Below are 24,239 nucleotides of genomic sequence, written 5' to 3' on the forward strand. Positions count from 1 at the left end.
GGGTTTACTATGAGTTTGGTCAGCACCATCGCCGCCCGCGCGGCCGCCGCCATCAACCGTCCGCCATCGCTGGCCGGCCTGGAACTGCTCGCTTCGGCCGTGGTGCTGCTGGACGGCGCGGGCCAGATCGCCTACGCCAACGCGGCCGCCGAGAACCTGCTGGAGAGCTCGCTCAAGGCCCTCTCGCGCCAGAAGCTGAGCGCGCAGTTCCTCAACCCCGACGAGCTGGACCATATTTGCGCGCAGGCGCGCGAGCACAAGTTTTCCGACCTGCGCCAGGACCTGGCGCTGGAGCGGGCCGGCCGCGATCCGCTGCACGTGCACAGCATCGTGTCGGCGCTGGACGAACCGGCCGGCCACGTGCTGATCGAGCTGCGCGAGCACCTGCAGCACCTCAAGCTGGACCGCGAGGAACGCATCCTCGACCAGAGCCAGGTCAACAAGGAACTGATCCGCAACCTGGCGCACGAGATCAAGAACCCGCTGGGCGGCATCCGCGGCGCCGCGCAATTGCTGGAGATGGAACTGCCGGCGTTGCATGCCGGCCAGCTGCGCGAATACACGCAGGTCATCATCAAGGAAGCGGACCGGCTGCAAACGCTGGTCGACCGCCTGCTGGCGCCGCACCGCCGGCCGCACATCGTCGGCGACGTCAACATCCACGAAGTGCTGGAGCGCGTGCGCAGCCTGATGCTGGCGGAGTTCCCGTCCGGCCTGACGATACTGCGCGACTACGACGCCTCGATCCCCGAATTCCGCGGCGACAAGGAGCAGCTGATCCAGACTGTGCTCAACATCGCCCACAACGCGGCGCAAGCGCTCGCCGCGCGCATCGAAGCGGGCGATGCGCAGATCATTTTCAAGACGCGCGTGGCGCGTCAAGTCACCCTGGCCAAGGTCCGTTACGGGCTGGCATTAGACTTGCATATCATTGACAATGGACCGGGTATCGCGCCCCAGATCCGTGACCGTATTTTCTACCCGCTGGTATCGGGACGGGAAGGCGGCAGCGGCCTGGGGTTGACCCTTGCGCAAACCTTCGTGCAACAGCACATGGGTGTGATCGAGTGCGAGAGCCGGCCTGGATTTACGGATTTCCGTATTCTGCTGCCTTTGCCATAAGCCGTGGCAAGCAGGGGCGGGTACCGAGTCCCTTGATTGACGATCCATATTGCGGGATACACACAACACATGAAGCCAATCTGGATAGTAGACGACGACGAATCGATCCGCTGGGTACTGGAAAAAGCGTTGGCCCGGGAAAACCTGGCCACCAAGAGTTTTGCCAATGCGCGCGACGCCATCGCCGCGCTGGAGTTCGAGACGCCGCAGGTGCTGGTGTCCGACATCCGCATGCCGGGCGACTCCGGCCTCGACCTGCTGCAACTGGTGAAGTCGCGCTTCCCCGGCCTGCCGGTCATTATCATTACCGCCTTCTCCGACCTGGACTCCGCCGTCGCGGCCTTCCAGGGCGGCGCCTTCGAATACCTGGCCAAGCCGTTCGACATCGACAAGGCCGTCGAGCTGATCCGCCGCGCGCTGGACGAGAGCCTGCGCGAAACCAGCGTCGAATCGGGACCGTCGGAAACCCCGGAAATCCTCGGCCAGGCGCCGGCGATGCAGGAAGTGTTCCGCGCCATCGGCCGCCTGTCGCAATCGAATGTGACGGTGCTGATCACCGGCGAATCCGGTTCGGGCAAGGAGTTGGTGGCGCGCGCGCTGCACAAGCACAGCCCGCGCGCGTCGCAGCCTTTCATCGCGCTCAATACGGCGGCGATCCCGAAGGACTTGCTGGAGTCCGAACTGTTCGGCCACGAGCGCGGCGCCTTTACCGGCGCCCAGACCACGCGCCGCGGCCGCTTCGAGCAGGCCGAGAACGGCACGCTGTTCCTCGATGAAATCGGCGACATGCCCTTCGATCTGCAGACGCGCTTGCTGCGCGTGCTGTCGGACGGCCACTTCTATCGGGTCGGCGGGCATCAGCCGCTGAAGGCCAATGTGCGCGTGATAACGGCGACGCACCAGAACCTGGAGCAGCGCGTGCGCGAAGGCTTGTTCCGCGAGGACTTGTATCACCGCCTGAACGTGATCCGCTTGCGCCTGCCCAGTTTGAGGGAGCGGCGCGAGGATATCCCTATTTTGGTGCGTCACTTCCTGGTGCAGAGCGCCAAGCAGCTGGGCGTGGAAGCGAAGCGCATGAGCGACGCGACCTTGCAGTTCCTCAGCAGCCTGGACTTGCCGGGCAATGTGCGCCAGCTGGAAAACCTGTGCAACTGGATCACGGTGATGGCGCCGGGGCAGACGGTGGAGGTGAAGGATCTGCCGCTGGAGCTGACGCAGGAGCAGGGCGGCGGTTCCGGCGCGCCGGTGGCGTCGGCGGCGCCGGCCGAGAGCTACGGCGCGCTGCAGCACCACGGCACGGTGACGGCGGTGCCGGCGGCGGAAGGCGCCAGCCTGGCCGGTTCGCCGGATGCGTGGCTGGGCTTGCTGGAGATGCAGGCCGCGAGCATGTTGAGCGGCGGCCAGCAGGAAGTGATGGCGGTGCTGGGACGGCAGTTTGAATCGGCGCTGATCAGGACCGCGCTCAAGCACACGCACGGCCGCAAGAACGACGCGGCGGTGCGCCTGGGCATAGGCCGCAACACCATCACCCGCAAGATCGCCGAGCTAGGCATCGACGGCGCGAAGGACGATTAGGCCGCGGCGCGCGCGGCGCGTTTGACGGCTTGCGGCGGCACGCCGTAAGCCCGGATGAATGCGCGCCGCATGCGTTCGGGATCGTCGAAACCGCTTTCGCGCGCGACCACGTCGATGGCGTGATTGCCATCCTCGATCATCACGCGCGCGGCTTCCACCCTTAGCGTCTCCACCGCCTTGGCCGGCGATTGCCCGGTCTCCAGCCGGAACGCGCGGCTGAACTGGCGCCGGCTCAGGTTGGCCGCGTCGGCCAGCTCATCCACCGACAGGGGCTTGCGCAGATTGCGCTTGGCATAGGTCAGCGCGGTCTGGATCCGGTCCGACTTCGGCTCCAGCTCCAGCAGCGCCGAGAACTGCGACTGACCGCCGGTACGCCGGTGATACACCACCATCTTGCGCGCCACCGAGCGCGCGACCTCGACCCCCAGGTCCTGCTCCACCAAGGCCAGCGACAAGTCGATACAAGCCGTCATGCCGGCCGAACTCCAGACGTGATCGTGCTCGATGTAGATGCGGTCTTCCTCCACCTTGGCCTTGGGGTAGCGGCGCTGCAGCTCGCGCGCGCCGGCCCAGTGCGTGGTCACGCGCCGGCCTTCCAGCAACCCGGCCTCGCCCAGCACGAAGGCGCCGGTGCAAATGCTGGCCGTGCGGCGCGACGTCTTGCTGGCCGCCCGCAGGAAGGCGATCAGCGCCGGCGACGATGCCGCCGCCGGTTCCAGCGTGCCGGCCACCATGACCGTGTCATAGCCGGGATCGCCGAAGCGCTCGGTCCCGACCGGCACGCCGGCCGAACTCATCACCGCGCCGCCGTGCTCCGACAGCATGGTCATTTGGTAAAACGGGCCGCCCGGCATCAGGTTGGCGACCTCGAACACGGTGACCGCCACCATGTCGACGATCTGGAAACCGGGAAACAGCAGCAAGCCTATGGTTTTTTTCATGATGTCCCAAAACGAGGTATCTACGTCACATGGGCCTTAGTCTGCGCCCATACACTCTGTCCTGTCAACTCACTTGAAAAGGACCACACCATGAAAACCGCATTGATTACTGGCGCATCCACCGGCATCGGCGCCGTCTACGCAGACCGTCTGGCCCGCCGCGGCTATGACCTGATCCTGGTGGCGCGCGACGCCGCCAAGCTGTCCGCGCTGGCGGCCCGGCTGGAGGTGTCGACCGGCCGCAAGGTCGACACCCTGCGCGCCGACCTGAGCGTGACCGCCGACCTGCGCGCCGTCGAACAGCGCCTGGCCAGCGACAGCAGCATCGGCATGCTGGTGAATAACGCCGGCCTGGGCGCGGTCAAGACGCTGGTCGAGTCCACGCCGGAAGAGCTGGACTACCTGATCACCCTGAACGTGACCGCGCTGACCCGGCTGACGCGCGCGGTGGCGCCCGGCCTGGTGGCGCGCGGCGGCGGCGCGATCATCAATATCTCGTCGATCGCCGCGCTGGCGCCGGAATTGTTGAACGGCACCTACGGCGGCAGCAAGGCTTTCGTGCTGGCGCTGACGCAATCGCTGCATCATGAGCTCAACGACAAGGGCGTGCAGGTGCAGGCCGTGTTGCCGGGGGCGATCGGCACGCCGTTCTGGGACCGCTTCGGCGTGCCGATCGACCATCTGCCGGCGGCCATCGTGATGACGCCGGAAGACCTGGTCGACGCCGCGCTGGCCGGCTTCGACCAGCGCGAACTGGTGACCTTGCCGTCGCTGCCGGAGGTGGCCGATTTCACCCGCATGGACGAGGCGCGCAAGGCGCTGGGCCCGAACCTGTCGCACACCAGGCCGGCGGCGCGCTACTTAACCGCGGCGTAACCTGCGGCGGTGCCGGTTTGAGGTAAGCTCTTGGCTGACGAAGCCAGGAGCTTTTTTTTATGGAATGCGTATGCTGATTAATTGTGTGGCCTATCAGGACGGGCAAAAACTGGACGACATCCCGGTCGAGGAAATCAGCGACTATATCGCCAAGCCGGACACCTTCGTATGGGTTGCGCTGCGCGACGCCCAGCCCGACGAGCTGGCGGTGATGCAGGAGGAGTTCGGCCTGCATGAACTGGCGGTGGAAGACGCCAGCCGCGGCCATCAGCGCCCGAAGATCGAGGAGTATGGCGATTCGCTGTTCGTGGTGGTCAAGACCATCGAGTGCCGCGACGGCGAGGTGGCGGTGGGCGAGGTGGATATCTTTGTCGGCCGCGACTATATATTGTCCGCGCGCGACGGCAACAGCCAGCAGGGCTTCCTCGGCGTGCGCGCCCGCGCGGAGAAGGAGCCGCACATGCTGCGCCTGGGCCCGGCCTTTGTGCTGTATGCGCTGATGGATGCGGTGGTGGACCGCTATTTCCCGGTGCTGGACATGCTGGAGACTGAGCTGGAAAAAATCGAGGACTTGATCTTCACGCAGGGCAAGCAGCGCGACAATATCCAGCGCCTGTATGAGCTGAAGAGCAAGGTGACCATCGTGCGCCACGTGGTGGCGCCGCTGATGGAGGCGGTGGGGCGCTTGCACGGCGGCCGCGTGCCGTCGATGTGCGCCGACACCCAGGAATACTTCCGCGACGTGCACGATCACCTGCACCGCATCAGCGCGTCGCTGGACGGCATCCGCGACACCATCGCCACGGCGATCCAGGTCAACCTGTCGATGGTGGCGATCGAGGAGAGCGAAGTGAACAAGCGGCTGGCGGCGTGGGCGGCGATCTTCGCGATCGTCACCGCGTTTGCCGGCCTGTGGGGCATGAACTTCAAATACATGCCGGAGCTGGACTGGAAGTTCGGCTATCCGATGGCGGTCGGCGTGATGGTCTGCGTGTGCCTGTATCTGCACCGGCGCTTCAAGAAGGCCGGCTGGCTCTGAACGAAAAAAAACCCCGGCAAGCCGGGGTTTTTCATGTCAACTTCAGATTAGAAGTTGTAGGTGGCGCGCACGTACATGGTGCGGCCGGTTGGATCCGTGTAGCGTGGATCGTAGCCAGCCTGGAAGGTGCTGGTCTGGTACGACAGTACCGGCTCTTTGTCGAACAGGTTGCGCACGCCGGCGGTCAGGGTCAGGCCCTTGATCGCTTCCCACGAACCGTAGCCGTCGAACGTGCTGTACGACGCGACGCGGTGGTCAGGATGGTCCTCGACCGGCTGATCCTGGTAGCCCGACTTGTAGTGCGCCGTCAGACCTGCGCCGAACTTGCCCTGCGTCCAGTTGACGTTCAGGGTGTTCTGCCAACGGAAGACCGCGCCGTCGCCGGAGAATACACCGACACGCTCGTGCATTTCATCGCCGACGAAGTTCTGGTACTCATACTTGTGCACCCAGGTGGCGTTGTCGGCGAAGGTGAAGGTACCGTAGTCCTTGGTGCGCAGCTTGTAGGTGGCCGACAGGTCGACGCCGTTGGTGTTCACGTCACCCAGGTTCTGGTTACGCAGATCGATGTAGCCGCAGGTCACAGGGTTAGGGCACTGCGAACCATCGGTTGCCAGGTCGCCCGACGGATTACGATGGTAGTAGGCACCGAAGGTGGTCGGGTCGGTCAGCACGTCGAAGTCTTGCAGCGTGCCGATCTGCTGGGTCATGCGGATCGACCAGTAGTCCGCGGTCAGCGACAGGTTGTTGATCGGTTCCCAAACGATACCCACAGTGCCGTTCTTCGATTTTTCCGGCGCCAGGTTCTGGTTACCGCCGTTCAGCACCTGGAACTGCTGCTTGCAGTTGGCCGCGGCCGACTTGCCTGGCAGCGGTACACCGCCCGGGCAGTTGACCGGATCGTTCAGGGTGTTGCCGGAGTTGGTGTAGGTGTTCGCCATGTTGATTTCGTACAGCGACGGCGCACGGAAGCCCTTCGAGTACGAACCGCGCAGCAGCAGGCTGTCGACCGGGCGGTAGGTGAAGGCCAGCTTCGGATTGGTGGTATGGCCGAAGTCGCTGTATTTGTCGTAGCGGACAGCGGCGGTCACGTCCAGGTTCTTCAGCAGCGGCAGGTTCAGTTCCGAGAAGAACGCGGAAACGTTACGCTTGCCTTCGTTCAAGGTGTTTGGATCGGTACCGGTGGAAGCAACCACTTTTGCCGCGTAATCGTAGTTGGCGGCGCTGTGGAATTCCTGATGTTCGTACTGCGCGCCGATCGCCAGCGCGGCCTGGTGGCCGGTGTTCAGCCAGTCGCCTACTTCGCGGCTCATCTTGAAGTCGGCGCCTTTGCTGGTGCCCTTGGCGTTCATCAGGTTGCCGTTCAGCGCAGCGCTGTTCAGCAGGGCGGTGCCGGCGGCATCCTGGTCGCCAAACACGTTGATCACGCCATCCAGCACGCCTTTGGTGATGATGCCGCCATCACTGTAGCCGAACAGGTTTTCCTTGACCTTGTTCTCGTTGTAGGTCAGCGCGGTCTGGTAATCCCAGCCTGCGACGGTGCCTTTCAGCTCAACAACCAGGCGCTGCTGCTTGTTGATGTTCTCGTCGGCACGCGCGCCGTTCGGCAGGTCGCGCCACTTGGCATGTACGAAGCCTGGCATGACGCCGTCTACGGAGGCGCCGGAAGCGTCCATGTAGGCCGGGTCCAGCGCCACGCCGGCAGGGACCGAGCCCTGGCCCGGGTAGTACGGGTTAGGCGTGCCGTCCGGACGCAGGCGGTTGATGTACAGGCCGCCGTACGGCACCGGGGCGATCGCGCTTTGCACCTTGCTCTGGGTCGACAGCAGCTCGATGCCCAGCTCATGGTTTTCGTTGATCTTGAAGGTACCCTTGACCAGGCCGGTGGTGCGCTCGCTCTTCGGAATGTAGTCGACGAAGCTGGAGGTGGTCATCAGGCAGGAACCGTCGCCCGCCGAGATCAGGTGGCTGCCGGTGGTGCAGCCAGGGCCGGCCGGGTTGGCGCTGGTTTCCTGGTAGTAGTTGGCCGGACTGGTCGAACCGGACAGGCCGCCTGGATAACGGGTGTTGAAGTCGCGCTGCGTGCCGCCGATGCGGTGCTGCGACTGGTGGTCCACCATCGCGAAGATGTTGAAGCCGTTCTTGTCCAGGTCGCCCCAGCCGTAGCCGATGTTGGCGTTGTTGGCGAAGCCGCCGTCGTGCTGCGGATTATCCGCGCCGAGGGTGACGGTGCCGCCCTGGAAGTCTTTCTTGGTGATGAAGTTGATCACGCCGCCAACCGCGTCGGAACCATACAGCGACGATCCGCCGTCACGCAATACCTCGACGCGCTCCAGCGCGGCGAACGGGATCATGTTCAGGTCGGGCGCCGAGCTGTCGAGGGCGTTGTTCGCCAGGCGACGGCCGTTCAGCAGAATCAGGGTTTTGTTGGCGCCGATACCACGCAGGTCGGCGAACGAGGCGCCGCCGGTGCTCAGGCCGACCACTTGGCTGGTGCCCTGGCTGGCTTGCGACACGCTCAGGTTGGCCAGTACTTGCTCAACGGTGGTGATGCCTTCCTTCTTCAGGTCGGCCATCTTGACTACGGTTACCGGCACAGCGGTCTCAGCGTCGATACGCTTGATTGCCGAACCGGTAATTTCTACGCGCTGGATGGGCGCGTCTTGGGCGAATGCCGGTTGTGCCAGCATCAGTGCGGCGCTGCCCGCGAACATCAGGCGCAGCGAACGCGAGAGTACAGTTTCCATCATCATTGATCAAACTCCTTGGGGTGTTTCTTGCTACTTTGTTATTAAAACTTACGCTATGAATAATCCACAAATAAAATTATTCAGGGGAGTCATCAGACCACCCGAGGCCGGTTTCGGTCAATTATCGGTCTGTAACAAGATTGAAATAAACAACACTTCATGCGGTTTTTGCTTAAAAATACGCATTTTTTACACAAATATACAAATATTTGAAAAGTTTATAGCCAAAACGTGCTAGTCGATGACGCTTTGTGAAACCATATTCACGGTACTGAATGTGAGGTAATAAACGGATGGGAGGAGGCGAAACAGCAGGCGGGGCGGCGGCCGGAACGGGGGTCCGGCCGCCGAGGGGGAAGGTGGTGATTAAGCGTTGTCGGCGGCCATCGACAGGGCCACCGCTTCGGCGACCTTGATGCCGTCGACGCCGGCCGACAGGATGCCGCCGGCGTAGCCGGCGCCCTCGCCGGCCGGGAACAGGCCGCGCGTGTTCAGGCTCTGCAGCGTGTCGTCGCGGCGCTTGATGCGGATCGGCGACGAGGTGCGCGTTTCCAGCCCGGTCAGCACGGCGTCATGCTTGAAGTAGCCCTTGACTTGCTTGTCGAAGGCCGGGAAGGCTTCGCGCAAGGCGGTCACGGCGAACTCAGGCAGGATTTGCGCCAGGTCGGTCAGGTGCACGCCCGGCTTGTACGACGGCACCACGCCGCCGAACTCGGTCGAGGCGCGGCCGGCGACGAAATCGCCCATCAGCTGGCCCGGCGCGTTGTAGGTGCCGCCGCCCAGTTCGAACGCCTTCTCTTCCAGGCGGCGCTGGAACTCGATGCCGGCCAGCGGGTGGCCCGGATAGTCGACTTCCGGCGAGATGCTGACCACGATGGCGCTGTTGGCGTTGCGTTCGTTGCGCGAATACTGGCTCATGCCGTTGGTGACCACGCGGCCCGGCTCGGACGCCGCCGCCACCACCGTGCCGCCCGGGCACATGCAGAAGCTGTACACCGCGCGGCCGTTGGAGGCGTGGTGCACCAGCTTGTAGTCGGCCGCGCCGAGGATCGGGTGGCCGGCGTTGGGGCCGAAGCGGCAGGCGTCGATCAGCGATTGCGGGTGCTCGACGCGGAAGCCGATCGAGAATGGCTTGGCTTCGATGTAGACGCCGCGCTGGTACAGCATTTCAAAGGTGTCGCGCGCGCTGTGGCCGATCGCCAGCACCACGTGGTTGGTGACGATTTTCTCGCCGCTTTCCAGCGTCAGGCCGCGCACCTGGCCGCCGCCTTCGCCGCCATGGAGCTGCTCGATCTCGATGTCGACCACCTTGCTTCCAAAGCGGTATTCGCCGCCCATGGCCTCGATGTTGGCGCGCATCTGCTCGACCATCTTGACCAGGCGGAAGGTGCCGATGTGCGGCTTGCTGACGTAGATGATTTCCTCCGGCGCGCCGGCCTTGACGAACTCGGTCAGCACCTTGCGGCCGTAATGTTTGGGGTCCTTGATCTGACTGTACAGCTTGCCGTCCGAGAAGGTGCCGGCGCCGCCTTCGCCGAACTGCACGTTCGATTCCGGATTCAGCTCGCGCTTGCGCCAGAAGCCGAAGGTGTCGACGGTGCGCTCGCGCACTTCCTTGCCGCGTTCGAGGATGATGGGACGCAGGCCCATCTGCGCCAGGATCAGCGCGGCGAACAGGCCGCACGGGCCGGTGCCGATCACCACCGGGCGCGGGTTGTGGTCGTGGCCGGCGAGCTGCTCGCCGGCGGCGACAAATTTGTACGAGGTGTCGGGCGACGGCATCAGATGCAGGTCGTGCTTGAGGCGCTTGAGCAGGGCGGCCTCGTCCTTGACCTCGATGTCGAGCGAGTAGATCAGCACGATCGCGGACTTCTTGCGCGCGTCGTAGCTGCGCTTGAAGACGGTGAAGCCGATCAGCTCGGCGGCGGGGATGTCGAGGCGCGCCAGGATGGCGGCGGGCAGCTCGTCCTCGGTGTGGTTGAGCGGGAGTTTTACTTCGTTCAGTCGCAGCATGGCAAGGGTTCCTGAGTGGACGCTGGTTAGGCGTCATGGTCGGCGCCGCCGCCGGGCGGCGTTGCGCTCCGGCGTGACTCGTGAAGGCGACATTTTACCTGTATTAAGGGGGACGCAGCTAGACGTCGGGGGTGTCCGCCTTTTGAAATGCGGTAAAACACGGCATGGGAAAATTTAAAATGCCGCAATGCTGTTTATGAAATATTAAGTTCAGCGGCGAACCATCGGATTGATGGCGGTCACGGCGGGCGGCCGCGCCGAATATGCGGCCGCGGGGCGACGGGCGGGAGTTTCTATTGGAATGCGGTTCGCGACAACATGATCGGCGCCATTCGATCCGCCCCCAGGTTCTACTCATATCTTAATAACGCATATTCACTACGGATTATTCCCCTGTTTAATTGGTGATTGATTGGGCGGAAATGGTGCGTCGCGAATAATCGTCAATTTTTACGGTTGGGCGAAGATCGCATCTGTACTCCCGTCGAACGCCGAATGTTGCCAATATGAAATTGCATTCGAGCTTGCGTTTGATCAGTTTGTTGTTAAAAGGCGACTCGCACCAAAGTGGATCGCGGCCGTATTTAATACGGCAAAGACTAACAGTTAATTGCAATTTGGAACTTTTTTTGAAGCGCATCTGCGATAAAACCCCACCGTGGAGCGGAGGTTTTGATGCTCTTTGTTTTGCCGATCAGTTGTTTTTCGTTGATTTTCGCCGGTTACGTCTTGACGGCTGAAAATTTTGCTGGCGCTGGTCGTCAGCCGCCACGCGCCCGCTTGGGTATTCGCTTAGGCGAGTGTTTGTTGTTTTTTTTCCTAAATTTCGATATTTAATTGGAAACTAAAAGTGTCCTTTAGTAAATTTTTCTCCCGGTTCCGGTGCATGGACCGCAAATTTGTTGCACTCAGGCGACAGTCGGAAATGATGCCTGTTTGACATTTATTTTCTTCCGAAGCGGATGCACCGCGTCCATGCTCCAAACCGGTGCGACAAAAAAAGCGGACGTCCGCGCGGACGTTCGAGGTGTCCGCATTGATTGACAATGGTCGAGTTGCTATGTTTTCATGAATAGTGGAAAAGTTGGGGTTTTAATTTCATCGATGATGATCCTTGCGCCGATCTTTACCACGAAAGTGAAAGAGCAAGTTTCCGGTTATGACAAGGTTATATCCACCTTATATAAACCGGCTTAGTTTAAATAAAGAATGGGTCGTTTTTAGCCGTCATCCAAAAGATGACGTTCAAACGTCTAATAAACACATCCAAGGGAATTGAATATAATGATCAAGGAAACAGTATTGTCTCGCTCGATCCGCGTGATGTTTGTCGGCGGTCTTGTGTTAGGTGTGCAAGCGGCGTCCGCGCAGGACGCGGCACCGGAACCGATGCAAAAAATTGAGGTGACCGGCTCGCGCATCCCGACGCTGAACACCGAGGGCACCAGCCCGATCACCGTACTGGGATCGAAAGACATCAAGATCGACGGTCTGCGCAATGTCGAGAGCCTGCTGAACAACCTGCCACAGGTGTTCGCATCGCAATCCGGCGCCGTCTCCAACGGCGCGACCGGCACTGCGCAGGTCGACCTGCGTGGCCTGGGCGCCAACCGCACCCTGGTGCTGGTCAACGGCAAGCGCCTGCCAGCCGGTACCCCAGGCTCGCCGGCAGCCGACTTGAACCAGATTCCTGCTCCTCTGATCAAACGCATTGAAGTACTGTCCGGCGGCGCCGGCGCCGTGTACGGCGCGGACGCGGTTGCTGGTGTGGTCAACTTCATCATGAACGATCGCTTCGAAGGCGTTCAGGTCGAAGTGAACGGCAGCGGCTACAACCACCGTCAGCAAGATACCGCCGGTGTGGGCAGCCTGGTGGCCAAGCGCGCAGCTGGCAACCCGGGACAATACGCGGTGCCGGGCAATATCGGCCTGGACGGCCGTTCAAAAGACGCTTCCTTGCTGATCGGTAGTAACTTCGCCGACAACAAAGGTAACGCCACCCTGTTCTTCAGCTACAAGAAAGACGACGCACTGCTGCAAGCCGAGCGCGATTTCACCGCTTGCTCGCTGAGTGTTTCGGCTGCGGGCTTCGCTTGCGGCGGTTCCAGCACCAACGCCACCGGCCGTTTCACCAACGGCAGCAACGCCAGCGCGACCAATCCTAACGGCCGCAAGATCTACACCACCACCGCCACCGGTGTGCCGCGCGCATACGTGGACGCGACCGACGCCTACAACTTCGGCCCAAGCAACTACCTGACCCGTCCTGACGAGCGTTATGGCGTCGCTGCAAACGTCCATTACGATCTCAGCGAGAAGATGCGCGTGTACGCCGACTTCTCCTTCCACGACGACCGCAGCGATGCGCAGGTCGCGCCTGGCGGTATGTTCGGCGCGGTGTACACCGTGAAGGAAGACAATCCGTTCCTGACCCCTGAGATGAAGGCGGCACTGGGTGTCACCGTGCCAGGCAGCAGCAACTCGGTGATTGTCCAGCGTCGTAACGTCGAAGGCGGCGGCCGCGATTCCGTGTTCACCAACACTTCCTACCGCATGCTGTTCGGCGTTAAAGGTGAAGTCGGTCCATGGCAGTACGACATCTTCGCGCAGACTTCCAAAGTGCGCTTTGCCGGCAGCTCGGACAACTACTTCTCCAAGACCAAAGCGGCCAAGGCCATGGACGTGGTCAACGTCGGCGGCGTCGCGCGCTGCGCCTCGTTTGTCGATGGCACCGACCCGGCTTGCGTACCTTACAATGTCTGGAAAGTGGGCGGCGTGACCAAGGAAATGCTGGACTACATCCAGATTCCAGGCGAGCAGTTCGGTCAAACCGAGCAGCAGATCCAAGGCGCCAACATCGCGGCCGACCTGGGCGAATACGGCATCAAGATCCCTGGCAACTCGCAAGGCGTCGGCGTGTCCTTCGGCGTGGAGCGTCGCGTCGAAGCCCTGGAACTGCGTCCTGACGGTCCTTCGCAAAACTTCGACCTGGACGGCGCCGGCGGCCCTGTGAGCCCTGTGCATGGCCGTTACGTCGTCAAGGACGTGTTCGGCGAGATGCGTCTGCCTCTGCTGGAAAACAAGCCGTTTGCCGATTCGCTGGCGACCAACCTGTCGTTCCGCCACACCAAGATCGACACCGGCGTGAGCGCCAACACCTACGGTATCGGCCTGGAATGGCAGCCGGTGTCGATGGTCAAGGTTCGTGGTTCGCACCAGAAGGCGGTCCGCGCACCTAACATCAACGAACTGTATACCCCTAGCGGTAACAACCTGTTCGACATGGATGAAGATCCATGCTCGGGCGCCAAGCCGACCCGCAGCGCGACGGAATGCGCACGCAGCGGCGTCACCGCTGCACAGTACGGCAACGTTCAGGACAGCCCGGCTGGCCAGTACAACTACCTGGCTGGTGGTAACACGCAGCTGAAGCCAGAGCGTTCGAAGTCGAACACCCTGGGTCTGGTGATCACCCCGGTCAAAAACCTGACCGTGACCGTCGACTACTTCGACATCAAGGTGCAGGACACCATCAGTATCGTCAGCCCGGAAACCACGCTGACCAAGTGTCTGGACTCCGGCGATGCGCAGTTCTGCTCGCAGGTCCATCGCGACTCGCAGGGTACGCTGTGGCTGCTGCCGCAGGCGAACATTGTTGGCACCAACACCAACATCGGTTCGATCAAGACCTCGGGTATCGACCTGGGCTTCAGCTACGGCCAGCGCGTGGGCGACCTGGGCACCATGGGCCTGACCATGAACGGCACCAAGCTGAAGTCGTATGAAGTGGAAGAACTACCGGGCGAAGGCTCGTACAATTGCGCAGGCCTGTACAACGGCGCCGGCAAGTGCGGCCAGCCGCGTCCGAAATGGCGTCACAAGCTGCGTGGCAACTGGAACACCCCATGGAGTGTCGACCTGGCTCTGACCTGGCGCTACTTCCAAGGCGTGGACATCGAAACCACCAGCAGCAACCCGCAGCTGAACGGCACCCCTATGGCTGCCGAATCCCACTTCGCGTCGGCTAACTACTTCGATCTGGCAGGCACTTATTACTTCAATAAGAAGATCAGCCTGACCGCCGGCATGAACAATATGTTCGACCGCGATCCACCGATCACGTCGAAATATGGCACCGGCCAGGGTAACGGCAACACCTTCCCGTCGATGTACGACGCGCTGGGTCGTAAGCTGTTCATGAACCTGACCGCCAAGTTCTAATCGGCGTCATGCAGTAAAAAGCGGCGGGTCTCACCACCCGCCGCTTTTTTTTTGCCCGTTTTTTTTAGTTCAGCGCTGTTAGCTCAGGTTTCCCAGTCGCTGCCGGCGTCGATGGCGCCCAGCATCGTGCTCACCAGCGTCCGCTCTTTTTCAGTGAGCTCCGGCCGCCACGTCTCGAACAGCAGGATCACGCGCGTCTGGTCGCTGGTGTTCCAGGCTTCGTGCTCGATGCTGTCGTCGAATACCCAGGCCTTGCCTTCCTGCCAGCTGCGCGTCTCGTTGCCGACCCGCAGCGAGCAGCCGGGCGGTACGATCAGCGGCAGGTGGCAGATCAGGCGGGTGTTGAGGATGCCGGTGTGGGGGGGGATGTGCGCGCCCGGCCGCATCATCGAGAACAGGATGGTGGGCGCGCGTCCCGGCACTTCGGTCATCGGCACGCCGGCCAGCGCGGCCAGCGTTTTCGGGCAGCGCGCGGCATTCTCCGCCACCGCTTCGCCGTTGCGCCACAAATAGAAGGCGCTCCAGTCGCGGTTGTTGTGCAGGCCGCCGCGGTTGAGCGCGGGCAGCTTGGGGTCGGGCTTGATGTAGGGTTCGAAGGCGGCGTCGTCCTGCAGCACTTGCAGCAGCTCGGCGCGGATGTCGTCGGTGGCCGCCTCGACCGCGTCCAGCCAGGGAAAGGCTGCGCGGTCGAAGAATTGCGTTGGCGCCAGGCCGGGAAAATAATACAGGCGCGGCTGCTGCGGGAAGATTTCCTTGCGGCCCAGTAGCAGGTCCAGCGAGTGATTGAAGCGCGCGCTGCCGGCATCGTCGTCCAGCCCCGCCTGGTTCAGCCGCTGCATCAACTGGCCTTCGAACTGGCGCGCGTACTGCTCGCAGGTGGCGCGGGCGCGCACCAGGTGCGCGCGCACCACGGGCGGCAGTTCGTCGTCCGGCGGCGCCGCTTTCAACACGGTGCGGTAGAACGCCGCGGCGGCGACGGTGTTGCCATCCGCCGCCAGCAAGTCACCCTTGATCAGCAATAGTTGAAGATTGTCCGGCTGGGCGTCCAGCGCGTGCTCGATGGCGGCCAGCGCCGCCTTGATGTCGCCCAGCGCCTGGCACGCTTGCGACAATCCGAACCAGGCTTGCGGCCCGCCTTGGCCCCCGCGGGTCAGTTGTTCAAAGTGGGTGCGTGCCGCCGCCGCGTTCGGATTGTGTGTAGTCATTGCCTAAAGGTCGAAACCGCCATCGGCGCTTTTGAAGGCGTGGATGGCGCGGGTCATTTCCGTGATCATGGCGCGTTCGGCCAGCGTCAGCTGCGGGTGCCAGATGTCGAAAATGAGCACCACGCGCAACTGGTCGCTGTCGTTCCACGCTTCATGCTCGATGGTATCATCGAATACCCAGGCTTGGCCCGGCTGCCAGCTGCGCGTTTCGTTGCCGACGCGGAAACCGCAGTCCGGCGGCACGATCAGCGGCAGGTGCGTCACCAGGCGCGTGTTGCTGACGCCGACGTGGGCCGGTATCCGCGTCTTCGGCTTGAGCAACGAGAACATCGCGGTCGGCGTGCGGCCGGGCTGGTCCGGCTGCGGCGCGCCGCCCAGCAGCGCCATCGTCGCCGGGCATCTGGCGGCGTTTTCAGGCACCGGCTTGCCGTCCTTGTGCAGGTGGAAGGCGCTCCAGCGCGGCGAGTTGTTCAGTTCGGCGAACTGGTTGTGCGGCACATCGTCCGCATGGGTCAGGTAGGGCGTGAAGCCATCCTCGGTGCGCAGCACGTGCAGGAATTCGTCGCGGATGGCGTCGGTGCCGGCCTCGATCGCGTCCAGCCACGGGAACTCGGCGCGCGGGAAGAACGCTCGCGGCAACAAACCCGGATAGTGGTACAGCATCGACTGCGAATCGTAGCGGCGCTTGCGGCCGACCATGATGTCGATCGATTCCCGGAAGCGCCGCAAGTCTTCGCCACGGTGTTGCTGGTACTGCTGGTCGAGGAAGTTATCGATGAAGCGGCCGAAGCCGGCCTGATAGTTGTCGAAATACTGGAACGCGTGCTCGACCGCGTCGCGCATGCCCGGCTCCAGCTGGGCCAGCGGCGGCGCCACCTGCGCGACGGCGCCGTACACCGAGGCCGATTGGTGGGTCTTGCCCTGGCGCTCGAGCAGGTTGGCGCGCAGGATCAGCGCCACCATATGGGACGGGTCGGCCACCAGGGCGTTGTGGATGGCGGTTTCCTCCGCCGCTTCGTCTTTCTGCGCCTGGCAGGCCAGCGCCAGGCTGATCCAGTTTTGCGGATCGTCCCGGTCGGCCCGCACCAGGCGCTCGAAGGCGCGGCGCGCGGTGGCGTGGTCGCCGTAGCGGAAGGCGCGCTTGCCCAGCCAGCCGAGCGCCGGCGCATGTTGCGGATTGAGTTCCAGGATGCGGGCCCACATGCGGCCCGCGTCGTCTTCCTTGCCGGCTTGGGCGGCCTGGACAGCCGCAGTCTCCAGAATCGCCAGTTCCGATGGCGCCACGCTAGAATTTTGCATTTATGTCTACTATTGATGTGATGTTAGGAAAGGGCGGGCTATGAAAAAAATTATAGCGTTCCCTCTTCCTAGCAAAATGCATGCAAGCATGAAACTACATCAATAGTTGTACACGAAGAAATATTTTGTTACATTGCAGATACAAACCGTTACATATTTTATTACATCCCGCCCCATAGGCCGCTCAGCGCCGCGACGGCGGCCAGGGCGGCGGTCTCGGTGCGCAGGATGCGCGGCCCAATTGCGAGCGCCAACGCACCATGGCGCAGCGCTTCGTTTTCCTCGGCCTCGGTCAGGCCGCCCTCGGGGCCGATCACCAGCGTCACCGCCTGCGGGCCCTGGTGGCGCGCCCAGTCCGGCAAGGACTGCTGGGCGCGCGGCGTCAGGATGATGCGGCGGTGCATGTCCTGCTGGGTGATCCACTGCTTATAGTCCTGCAGCGGGGCCAGCCGGGCCAGCCGGTTGCGGCCGCTCTGCTCGGAGGCCGATTCGATGATGCCCTGCCAGTGGCCCATCTTCTTTTCCGCGCGCTCGGCCGACAGCCGCACCACGCAGCGCTGCGCCGCCAGCGGCTGGAAGCCGGTCACGCCCAGTTCGATGGCTTTTTCGATGATCCAGTCCATCTTGCTGCCCTCGGGCAGGGCTTGCGCCAGCGTCACGGCGAACGGCAGCTCGACCTCGCGCGCGTGGTGCGCCTTGATCTCGGCGCTGACGCTGCGCCGCTCGATCTGCGTCAGCGTCGCGCTGTACTCGCCGCCGTCGCCGTTGAACACCGTGATCAACTCGCCCGGCGCCAGGCGCAGCACTTGTATATGGTGGGCGACCGGTTCGGGCAGGGTGATGATCTGGCCGATGGCCAGGGGCTGGGGGCAAAAGAAGCGGGGCATGCGCGGTATCCGGTCAGTTAAGTCATGCAATTTTAAATGGTGCATGCCCCGGTCTGGTAAAATAATGGGCTCAGCAAACGCCGGCCCTTGCCACTTGCGCCCAGTTTCCATACTTTCGTGATAGACCTACGATGACTTCTACGCTCCCAACCACCCAAATGGCTAACGCGATCCGCGCGCTGGCAATGGACGCCGTCCAGAAGGCCAATTCCGGCCACCCAGGCATGCCGATGGGCATGGCCGAGATCGCCGTTGCGCTGTGGAATGGCCATTACAGCCACAACCCGGCCAATCCGAAATGGGTGAACCGCGACCGCTTCCTGCTGTCCAACGGCCACGGTTCGATGCTGCACTACGCGCTGCTGCACCTGAGCGGCTATGCCGTGACCATGGACGACATCAAGTCGTTCCGCCAGATGCACTCGAAGACCCCGGGCCACCCGGAAGTCGACGTCACCCCGGGCGTGGAAACCACCACCGGTCCGCTGGGCCAGGGCATCGCCAACGCGGTCGGCATGGCGCTGTCCGAGTACCTGCTGGCGAGCGAATTCAACCAGCCAGGCTTTGACATCGTCAACCACTACACCTACGCTTTCGTCGGCGATGGCTGCCTGATGGAAGGCATTTCGCACGAAGTGTGCGCGCTGGCCGGCACCCTGGGCCTGAACAAGCTGATCGCGCTGTACGACGACAACGGCATCTCCATCGACGGCAAGGTCGAAGGCTGGTTCACCGACGACACCCCGGCCCGCTTCGAAGCCTACGGCTGGAACGTGATCCGCGCCGTCGACGGCCACGACGTCGCTGCCGTCGCCGCCGCGATCGCCGCTGCCAAGAGCGCCAGCAAGCCGACCCTGATCTGCTGCAAGACCGTCATCGGCAAGGGTTCGCCCAACCTGCAGGGTGGCGACAAGGTGCACGGCGCCGCGCTGGGCGACAAGGAAGTCGCCGCCGTCCGCGAATACATCGGCTGGAGCGCCGCACCGTTCGAGATCCCTGCCGACGTGTATGGCGCGTGGGATGCGAAAGCCGCCGGCGCCGCGCGGGAAGCCGCATGGAGCGCGAAGTTCGCCGAATATAGCGCGGAGTTCCCGGCGCAAGCGGCGGAACTGAGCCGCCGCATGGCGGGCGACCTGCCGGCCTCGTTCGATGCCACGCTGGCCGCCGGCATCGCCGCCACGGTCGAGAAGAAAGAAAACATCGCCACCCGCAAGGCCAGCCAGAACGCGATCCAGGCGCTGGCGCCGGTGCTGCCGGAATTCCTGGGCGGCTCGGCCGACCTGACCGGCTCCAACCTGACCAACTGGAAAGAGTGCGTCGCGCTGCGTTCCGGCAAGCCGGGCAACCATATCAACTACGGCGTGCGCGAATTCGGCATGTCGGCCATCATGAACGGCATCACGCTGCACGGCGGCTACATCCCGTTCGGCGCGACCTTCCTGACCTTCTCCGACTACAGCCGCAACGCGCTGCGCATGGCCGCGCTGATGAAGCTGCGCTCGATCTTCGTGTTCACCCACGATTCGATCGGCCTGGGCGAAGACGGCCCGACCCACCAGTCGGTCGAGCACATCTCGTCGATGCGCCTGATCCCCAACCTGGACAACTGGCGCCCATGCGACACCACCGAATCGATGGTGGCATGGGGCGCAGCGGTCAAGCGCAAGGCCGGTCCGTCGACGCTGATCTTCTCGCGCCAGAACCTGCCATACCAGGATCGTTCGGCCCAGCAGATCGCCGACATCGCGCGCGGCGGCTACGTGCTGGCCGAGGCCGCCGACGCCAAGGTGACGCTGATCGCCACCGGTTCGGAAATCGAACTGGCCCAGGCCGCCGCCTCCGCGCTGGCGGCCGAAGGCATCGCCGCGCGCGTGGTGTCGATGCCGTCGACCGATGTATTTGACCGTCAAGACGCCGCTTACAAGGCCAGCGTGTTGACCAAAGGCGTGCCACGTGTGGCAATCGAAGCCGGCGTAACCGATTTCTGGTACAAATACGTTGGTCTGGAAGGCGCTGTTGTCGGCATCGATACCTTCGGTGAATCGGCTCCGGCAGGCGTGCTGTTCAAGCACTTCGGCTTCACGGTGGAAAACGTGGTGGCGAAAGTCAAATCTGTCATTGCTTAATCTATAATTGCTTGTTGCATTACCTATATTTCTAATCAGGAGCAAAGTATGACGATCAAAGTTGCAATCAATGGTTATGGCCGCATCGGCCGCAATGTGCTGCGCGCTTTCTACGAAGGCGGCAAGAAACAAGACATCCAGATCGTTGCGATCAACGACCTGGGCGATGCCAAGTCGAACGCCCACCTGACCCGCTACGACACCGCCCACGGCAAGTTCCCTGGCACCGTGACGGTCGACGGCGACAACATGATCGTGAACGGCGACGTGATTCGCGTGTTCGCACAGCGCAACCCGGCGGAAATCCCATGGGGCGACCTGGGCGTGGACGTGGTGCTGGAGTGCACCGGTTTCTTCACCACCAAAGAGAAGGCTTCGGCTCACTTGAAGGGCGGCGCCAAGAAAGTCATCATCTCCGCACCGGGCGGCAAGGATGTCGACGCCACCATCGTGTACGGCGTCAACCAGCACGTGCTGAAGGCTACCGACACCGTGATCTCGAACGCCTCGTGCACCACCAACTGCCTGGCGCCGCTGGTCAAGCCGCTGAACGACGCCATCGGCGTGGAAACCGGCCTGATGACGACGATTCACGCCTACACCAACGACCAGGTGCTGAGCGACGTGATGCACGAAGACCTGCGCCGCGCCCGTTCGGCCACCATGAGCATGATCCCGACCAAGACCGGCGCCGCCGCCGCGGTCGGCCTGGTGCTGCCTGAGCTGAACGGCAAGCTGGACGGTTTCGCGATCCGCGTGCCGACCATCAACGTGTCGCTGGTCGACCTGTCGTTCATCGCCAAGCGCGACACGACGGTGGACGAAGTCAACGCGCTGATGAAGGCCGCCGCCGAAGGCGCGCTGAAGGAAGTGCTGACCTACCAGACCGAACCGCTGGTGTCGATCGACTTCAACCACAATCCTGCCTCGTCGAACTTCGACTCGACCCTGACCAAAGTGTCGGGCCGCCTGGTCAAGGTCTCGTCGTGGTACGACAATGAGTGGGGCTTCTCGAACCGCATGCTGGACACCACCGTTGCACTGATGACCGCGAAGTAAGCGTTTTAGCCGGACAAAAAAAACCCCTCATGTGCGCATGTGACGGCCAAGGCCGCCACAAGGCCACATGAGGGGTTTTTTATTGCGTTGAGTTCGCGATTAACGGAACTTGTATTCCGCGGTCACGCGCACCACGCGGCCCTGGACGTCTTCGGTACTTTGCGGAATCACGCCGCCACCGTCGCTGTTGAAGGCACGCAGGTCCACCGGCGGACGGCGGTTGGTCAGGTTGCGCACGTACAGCGACAGCGTCAGGTCCTTGATGCCGCTGTAGGCCAGGTTGTAGTCCAGCCGCTTGTAGGCCTTGACCTGGCACTCGTCAGCGTTCCACTTCTTGGCGGTGCAGCCTTCCGAGGTGTAGCTGTCGTCGAAGTAGTCGGTGTTCAGCGAGGTTTTGCTGTTGTAGACCAGGCGCAGGTTGTTGCTGATCTTGCCGGTCTGCAGCGTCGCGCTGATGTTGGCCACCATCTTCGAATAGCCGTAGCGGCCGGCCAGGTTGTCGCCGTAGTCGTTCAGCGTCGAGCTGAAGTTCTTCAGGTCCAGCAGGTAGGTGGCGTTGGCGCCGAGGTCCAGGCGGCCATAGCGGGTGTCGAAGCGCGAGCTGCCGCCCAGGTCGACGCCGCTGGTCTTGGTGCGCGAGACGTTCTCGAACCGTCCCGAGGTCGAGGCCAGCGGCCCGGCGGTCACGCCGTACTTGGCCTGTTCGGCCGCGGTGAAGCTCTTGTCCTGCGACAGCGGCTGGCGATTGACCACGCCCGGCGCCTGGTCGGCTTCCGCCGCCAGCAGGTCGTTGGTCGACTTCAGGCCGATTTCATCCTTGCGTTCGATGTGCCAGTAGTCCAGCGACAGGCTGGTGCCCTTGACCGGCTCGATGACGAAACCGACCGTGGCGCTGCGCGTGGTTTCCGGCTTCAGGTTCGGATTGTTGCGCACGATGCTGGCCACGCCGCCCGAGCACTCGTTCTGCTCGACGGTGTCGGCGCGCGCCAGTTGCAGCGCCTGGTTGGGATCGCTGGACGGCAGCGCGTTGGCCGCCGTGCGCAGGTCGCCGGCCAGCGCCTGGGCCTGGTTGCAGCGCTTCGGATCGGTCACGCCGTTGTCGAACGCGAACTTGCTCGACTGCGCGCTCTCGGTCAGGTTGGGCGCGCGGAAGCCGCCTTCGTACGTGGCGCGGAACAGCAGCGCGGGCGTGGCTTCGAAGCGGGCCGCGACCTTGGGCGAGGCGTGGGCCTTGAAGCCCGGCATCTTGTCGATGCGGGCGGCGCCGACCAGTTCCAGCTGCCTGGTCACGGGCAGGTTGACCTCGGAGAAGATGGCCTCGGTGGTGCGGCTGGCGTCCGCCGTGGCCACGCCGTAGCCGACGATGTCGCCGCTCAGCAGGTTGGCGGTCGGCGTGATGTTGAATTTCTCGTGACGCACCTCGCCGCCCACCGCCACGCCGATGGCGCCGACTTCGCCGGTGATCTTGCCGTCGATGAAGTACTGGGTGATCTTGCCGTCGTAGCCCTGTTCCGGGAACAGCTGCTTGAGGACCTCAGGCGAGTTGACCTGGCCCAGTTTGTAGCCGTGGTTGAAGAAATTCGGATCGGCGGCCGTGTATTCGCAATAGCCGGGGAAATTCGCTTCGCAATCCGCATTGCCGGCCAGCGTCTTGGTGTAGTCGCCGATGACGGCCTTGAAGCCGCTGTCGCTGATCGTGCCGTAGCTGCGCGACTTGGTCTTGCTGCCCATGACGCCGATCGCGGTATCCCAGTCGTACTTGCCGCCCAGCTGGCCGCGCAGGCCGGTCAGCACGCGGTACTGGTCGCTGTCGTTCGGATTGCCGGCCGGCGCGTCGGCATAGCGGTAGCGCAGTTCCAGCGGCTCGCCGGTGGTGTTGAGCGGCGAGTCCGGCGACAGGAAGCGGTAGCCGAACAGCTTGCCCTGGCCGGTGCCCGGATTGCCCCAGATGGTGTCCGGGTTGGTCGAGCCGTAGGTGCCGGCGGCGGTGATGTAGTCGGTCTTGGTCTTGGAGTACAGCGCTTCGGCATAGCCTTCGGTGCCGTTGCCCAGGTTGAGCTTGCCGGACACCAGCGCGTTGACGCGGTCGGCCTTGGGGACGGCTTCGAAGCGGGCGAAGCGGTCGTACACGCACTGGCCGGCGGCGTTGAGCGTGGTGCAGCCCGGGACCGGGCCCTGGCCGATGAAGTTGCCCGGATAGCTGAAGGTGGACGGCGCGCCGCGGTTGCCGAACATGGCGCCGCTCTTCGGCGCCACCGCCGTGAACTTGTTGCCGTAGGCCGGATTCATGTCGTCGAGCACGTCGCGCCAGATCACGCTGCCGCGCCGGAACACCTCGACGTTGGCCAGCACATTGTAGCCATCCTTGCCGTAGTCGCCGAAGCCGGCGGTGATGCTGGCGGTCTTGGTGTTGAACTGTTCGTTGGCCACCGATTGCTGGTAGTTGGCGCGCACTTGCACGCCCTGGAAGTCGTTGCGGGTGATGATGTTGATCACGCCGGCCACCGCGTCCGAGCCGTAGACGGCCGAGCCGCCGTTGCGCAGCACCTCGATGCGGTCGATGGCGTCCAGCGGCAGCGCGTCGAGGTTGGTGAACACTTCGTTGTAGTCGGCCAGCGCATACGGCGCGACGCGGCGCGAGTTCAGCAGGATCAGCGTCGATTGCTTGCCGAGGTTGCGCAGCGAGGCCGACGAGGCGCCGCTGGCGAAGGAGTTCGAGCCGCCGATGTCGGACAGGCTGCTGGTGGCCGAGGTCAGGGTGTCGATCATGTCGCGCACCGAATTGACGCCGAGGCGGTTGATGTCCTCGCGGCGCAGGATCTGGACCGGGGTCGCCGTTTCGGTGTCGATGCGTTTCAGGTTGGAACCGGTGATGACGACTTTTTCCAGCGGCTTACCCGCCGCGTCGGTGTCTTGCGCCAGTACCACGTGGGACGATGCGAGCGTTAACGCGACCGCGATAACGCCCTGTTTCAGTGCGATTTTTTTCAACTCTAGCTCCCGATTGTGCTTTTATATAATTACCCATGGGCATTTATTTGCGTTACAGATCTTGTGAACGCACTTTGATTATATTTAGCAGATCGGAAAAATTGCCAATAATTACATGGGGAAAGCATGTAAAAA

The 24,239-nt window shown here is 63.0% G+C and carries 15 protein-coding genes; 8 read left to right on the forward strand and 7 right to left on the reverse strand.

The annotated features are described in order from the left end of the window. Positions 1-9 precede the first annotated feature (9 nt). The gene (glnL, locus tag ACEN9F_RS25285) at positions 10-1,122 is read left to right on the forward strand and encodes a nitrogen regulation protein NR(II) (protein WP_413424492.1); all 1,113 of its coding nucleotides are present in this window, start codon (positions 10-12) and stop codon (positions 1,120-1,122) included. 69 nt (positions 1,123-1,191) lie between these two features. After that, complete coding sequence (gene ntrC / locus ACEN9F_RS25290) at positions 1,192-2,697, forward strand: nitrogen regulation protein NR(I) (RefSeq protein WP_413424494.1); 1,506 nt, start codon at positions 1,192-1,194, stop codon at positions 2,695-2,697. Here the strand turns inward: ntrC and ACEN9F_RS25295 are convergent. Then, positions 2,694-3,638 carry a GlxA family transcriptional regulator gene (locus ACEN9F_RS25295; RefSeq protein WP_413424496.1) on the reverse strand — a complete coding sequence of 315 codons (945 nt, stop codon included), beginning with the start codon at positions 3,636-3,638 and terminating at the stop codon, positions 2,694-2,696. The two genes, ntrC and ACEN9F_RS25295, sit on opposite strands and share 4 nt — an antisense overlap. Positions 3,639-3,728: 90 nt before the next feature. Here ACEN9F_RS25295 and ACEN9F_RS25300 point away from each other — a divergent pair, with 90 nt between their 5' ends. Beyond that, positions 3,729-4,514 (forward strand): SDR family NAD(P)-dependent oxidoreductase, encoded by a 786-nt coding sequence (locus ACEN9F_RS25300; RefSeq protein ID WP_413424498.1) that lies wholly within the window; start codon positions 3,729-3,731, stop codon positions 4,512-4,514. Positions 4,515-4,584: 70 nt separating this feature from the next. Beyond that, on the forward strand, positions 4,585-5,553 hold the full coding sequence (gene corA / locus ACEN9F_RS25305; protein WP_413424500.1) for a magnesium/cobalt transporter CorA: 969 nt from the start codon (positions 4,585-4,587) through the stop codon (positions 5,551-5,553). Between the two features lie 47 nt (positions 5,554-5,600). Here the strand turns inward: corA and ACEN9F_RS25310 are convergent, their stop codons facing one another. Together ACEN9F_RS25310 and ACEN9F_RS25315 are read right to left on the reverse strand one after the other, a co-directional pair. Next, positions 5,601-8,306 carry a TonB-dependent receptor gene (locus tag ACEN9F_RS25310; RefSeq protein WP_413424502.1) on the reverse strand — a complete coding sequence of 902 codons (2,706 nt, stop codon included), beginning with the start codon at positions 8,304-8,306 and terminating at the stop codon, positions 5,601-5,603. A 363-nt stretch (positions 8,307-8,669) separates the two neighbouring features. Beyond that, complete coding sequence (locus ACEN9F_RS25315) at positions 8,670-10,316, reverse strand: NAD(P)/FAD-dependent oxidoreductase (RefSeq protein ID WP_413424504.1); 1,647 nt, start codon at positions 10,314-10,316, stop codon at positions 8,670-8,672. Positions 10,317-10,991: 675 nt separating this feature from the next. Here ACEN9F_RS25315 and ACEN9F_RS25320 point away from each other — a divergent pair. Continuing rightward, positions 10,992-11,153 (forward strand): hypothetical protein, encoded by a 162-nt coding sequence (locus ACEN9F_RS25320; RefSeq protein WP_413424506.1) that lies wholly within the window; start codon positions 10,992-10,994, stop codon positions 11,151-11,153. 465 nt (positions 11,154-11,618) lie between these two features. Then, the gene (locus ACEN9F_RS25325; RefSeq protein WP_413424508.1) at positions 11,619-14,537 is read left to right on the forward strand and encodes a TonB-dependent receptor domain-containing protein; all 2,919 of its coding nucleotides are present in this window, start codon (positions 11,619-11,621) and stop codon (positions 14,535-14,537) included. A gap of 83 nt (positions 14,538-14,620) precedes the next feature. On the opposite strand, the gene ACEN9F_RS25330 is transcribed toward ACEN9F_RS25325, so the two are convergent. The 3 genes from ACEN9F_RS25330 to ACEN9F_RS25340 all read right to left on the reverse strand — a co-directional run bounded on the left by ACEN9F_RS25330 (position 14,621) and on the right by ACEN9F_RS25340 (position 17,928). Then, on the reverse strand, positions 14,621-15,742 hold the full coding sequence (locus ACEN9F_RS25330) for an aspartyl/asparaginyl beta-hydroxylase domain-containing protein (protein ID WP_413424510.1): 1,122 nt from the start codon (positions 15,740-15,742) through the stop codon (positions 14,621-14,623). Between the two features lie 3 nt (positions 15,743-15,745). Beyond that, complete coding sequence (locus tag ACEN9F_RS25335) at positions 15,746-17,041, reverse strand: aspartyl/asparaginyl beta-hydroxylase domain-containing protein (RefSeq protein WP_413424512.1); 1,296 nt, start codon at positions 17,039-17,041, stop codon at positions 15,746-15,748. Between the two features lie 161 nt (positions 17,042-17,202). Then, positions 17,203-17,928: a 16S rRNA (uracil(1498)-N(3))-methyltransferase gene (locus tag ACEN9F_RS25340; protein WP_413424514.1), complete on the reverse strand. Its 726-nt coding sequence runs from the start codon at positions 17,926-17,928 to the stop codon at positions 17,203-17,205. Positions 17,929-18,059: 131 nt separating this feature from the next. Between ACEN9F_RS25340 and tkt the strand changes: the two genes are divergently transcribed. Together tkt and gap are read left to right on the forward strand one after the other, a co-directional pair. Continuing rightward, positions 18,060-20,054, forward strand: a complete 1,995-nt coding sequence (gene tkt, locus ACEN9F_RS25345; protein WP_413424516.1) for a transketolase — start codon at positions 18,060-18,062, stop codon at positions 20,052-20,054. A gap of 48 nt (positions 20,055-20,102) precedes the next feature. Next, the gene (gene gap / locus ACEN9F_RS25350; protein WP_020705225.1) at positions 20,103-21,113 is read left to right on the forward strand and encodes a type I glyceraldehyde-3-phosphate dehydrogenase; all 1,011 of its coding nucleotides are present in this window, start codon (positions 20,103-20,105) and stop codon (positions 21,111-21,113) included. 99 nt (positions 21,114-21,212) lie between these two features. Here the strand turns inward: gap and ACEN9F_RS25355 are convergent, their stop codons facing one another. After that, entirely contained in the window at positions 21,213-24,104 is a 2,892-nt protein-coding gene (locus ACEN9F_RS25355) for a TonB-dependent receptor plug domain-containing protein (RefSeq protein WP_413424518.1), read from the reverse strand. Between the last annotated feature and the right edge of the window lie 135 nt (positions 24,105-24,239).

The organism is Duganella sp. CT11-25 (genome assembly GCF_047302815.1).
Classification (GTDB): domain Bacteria; phylum Pseudomonadota; class Gammaproteobacteria; order Burkholderiales; family Burkholderiaceae_D; genus Rugamonas.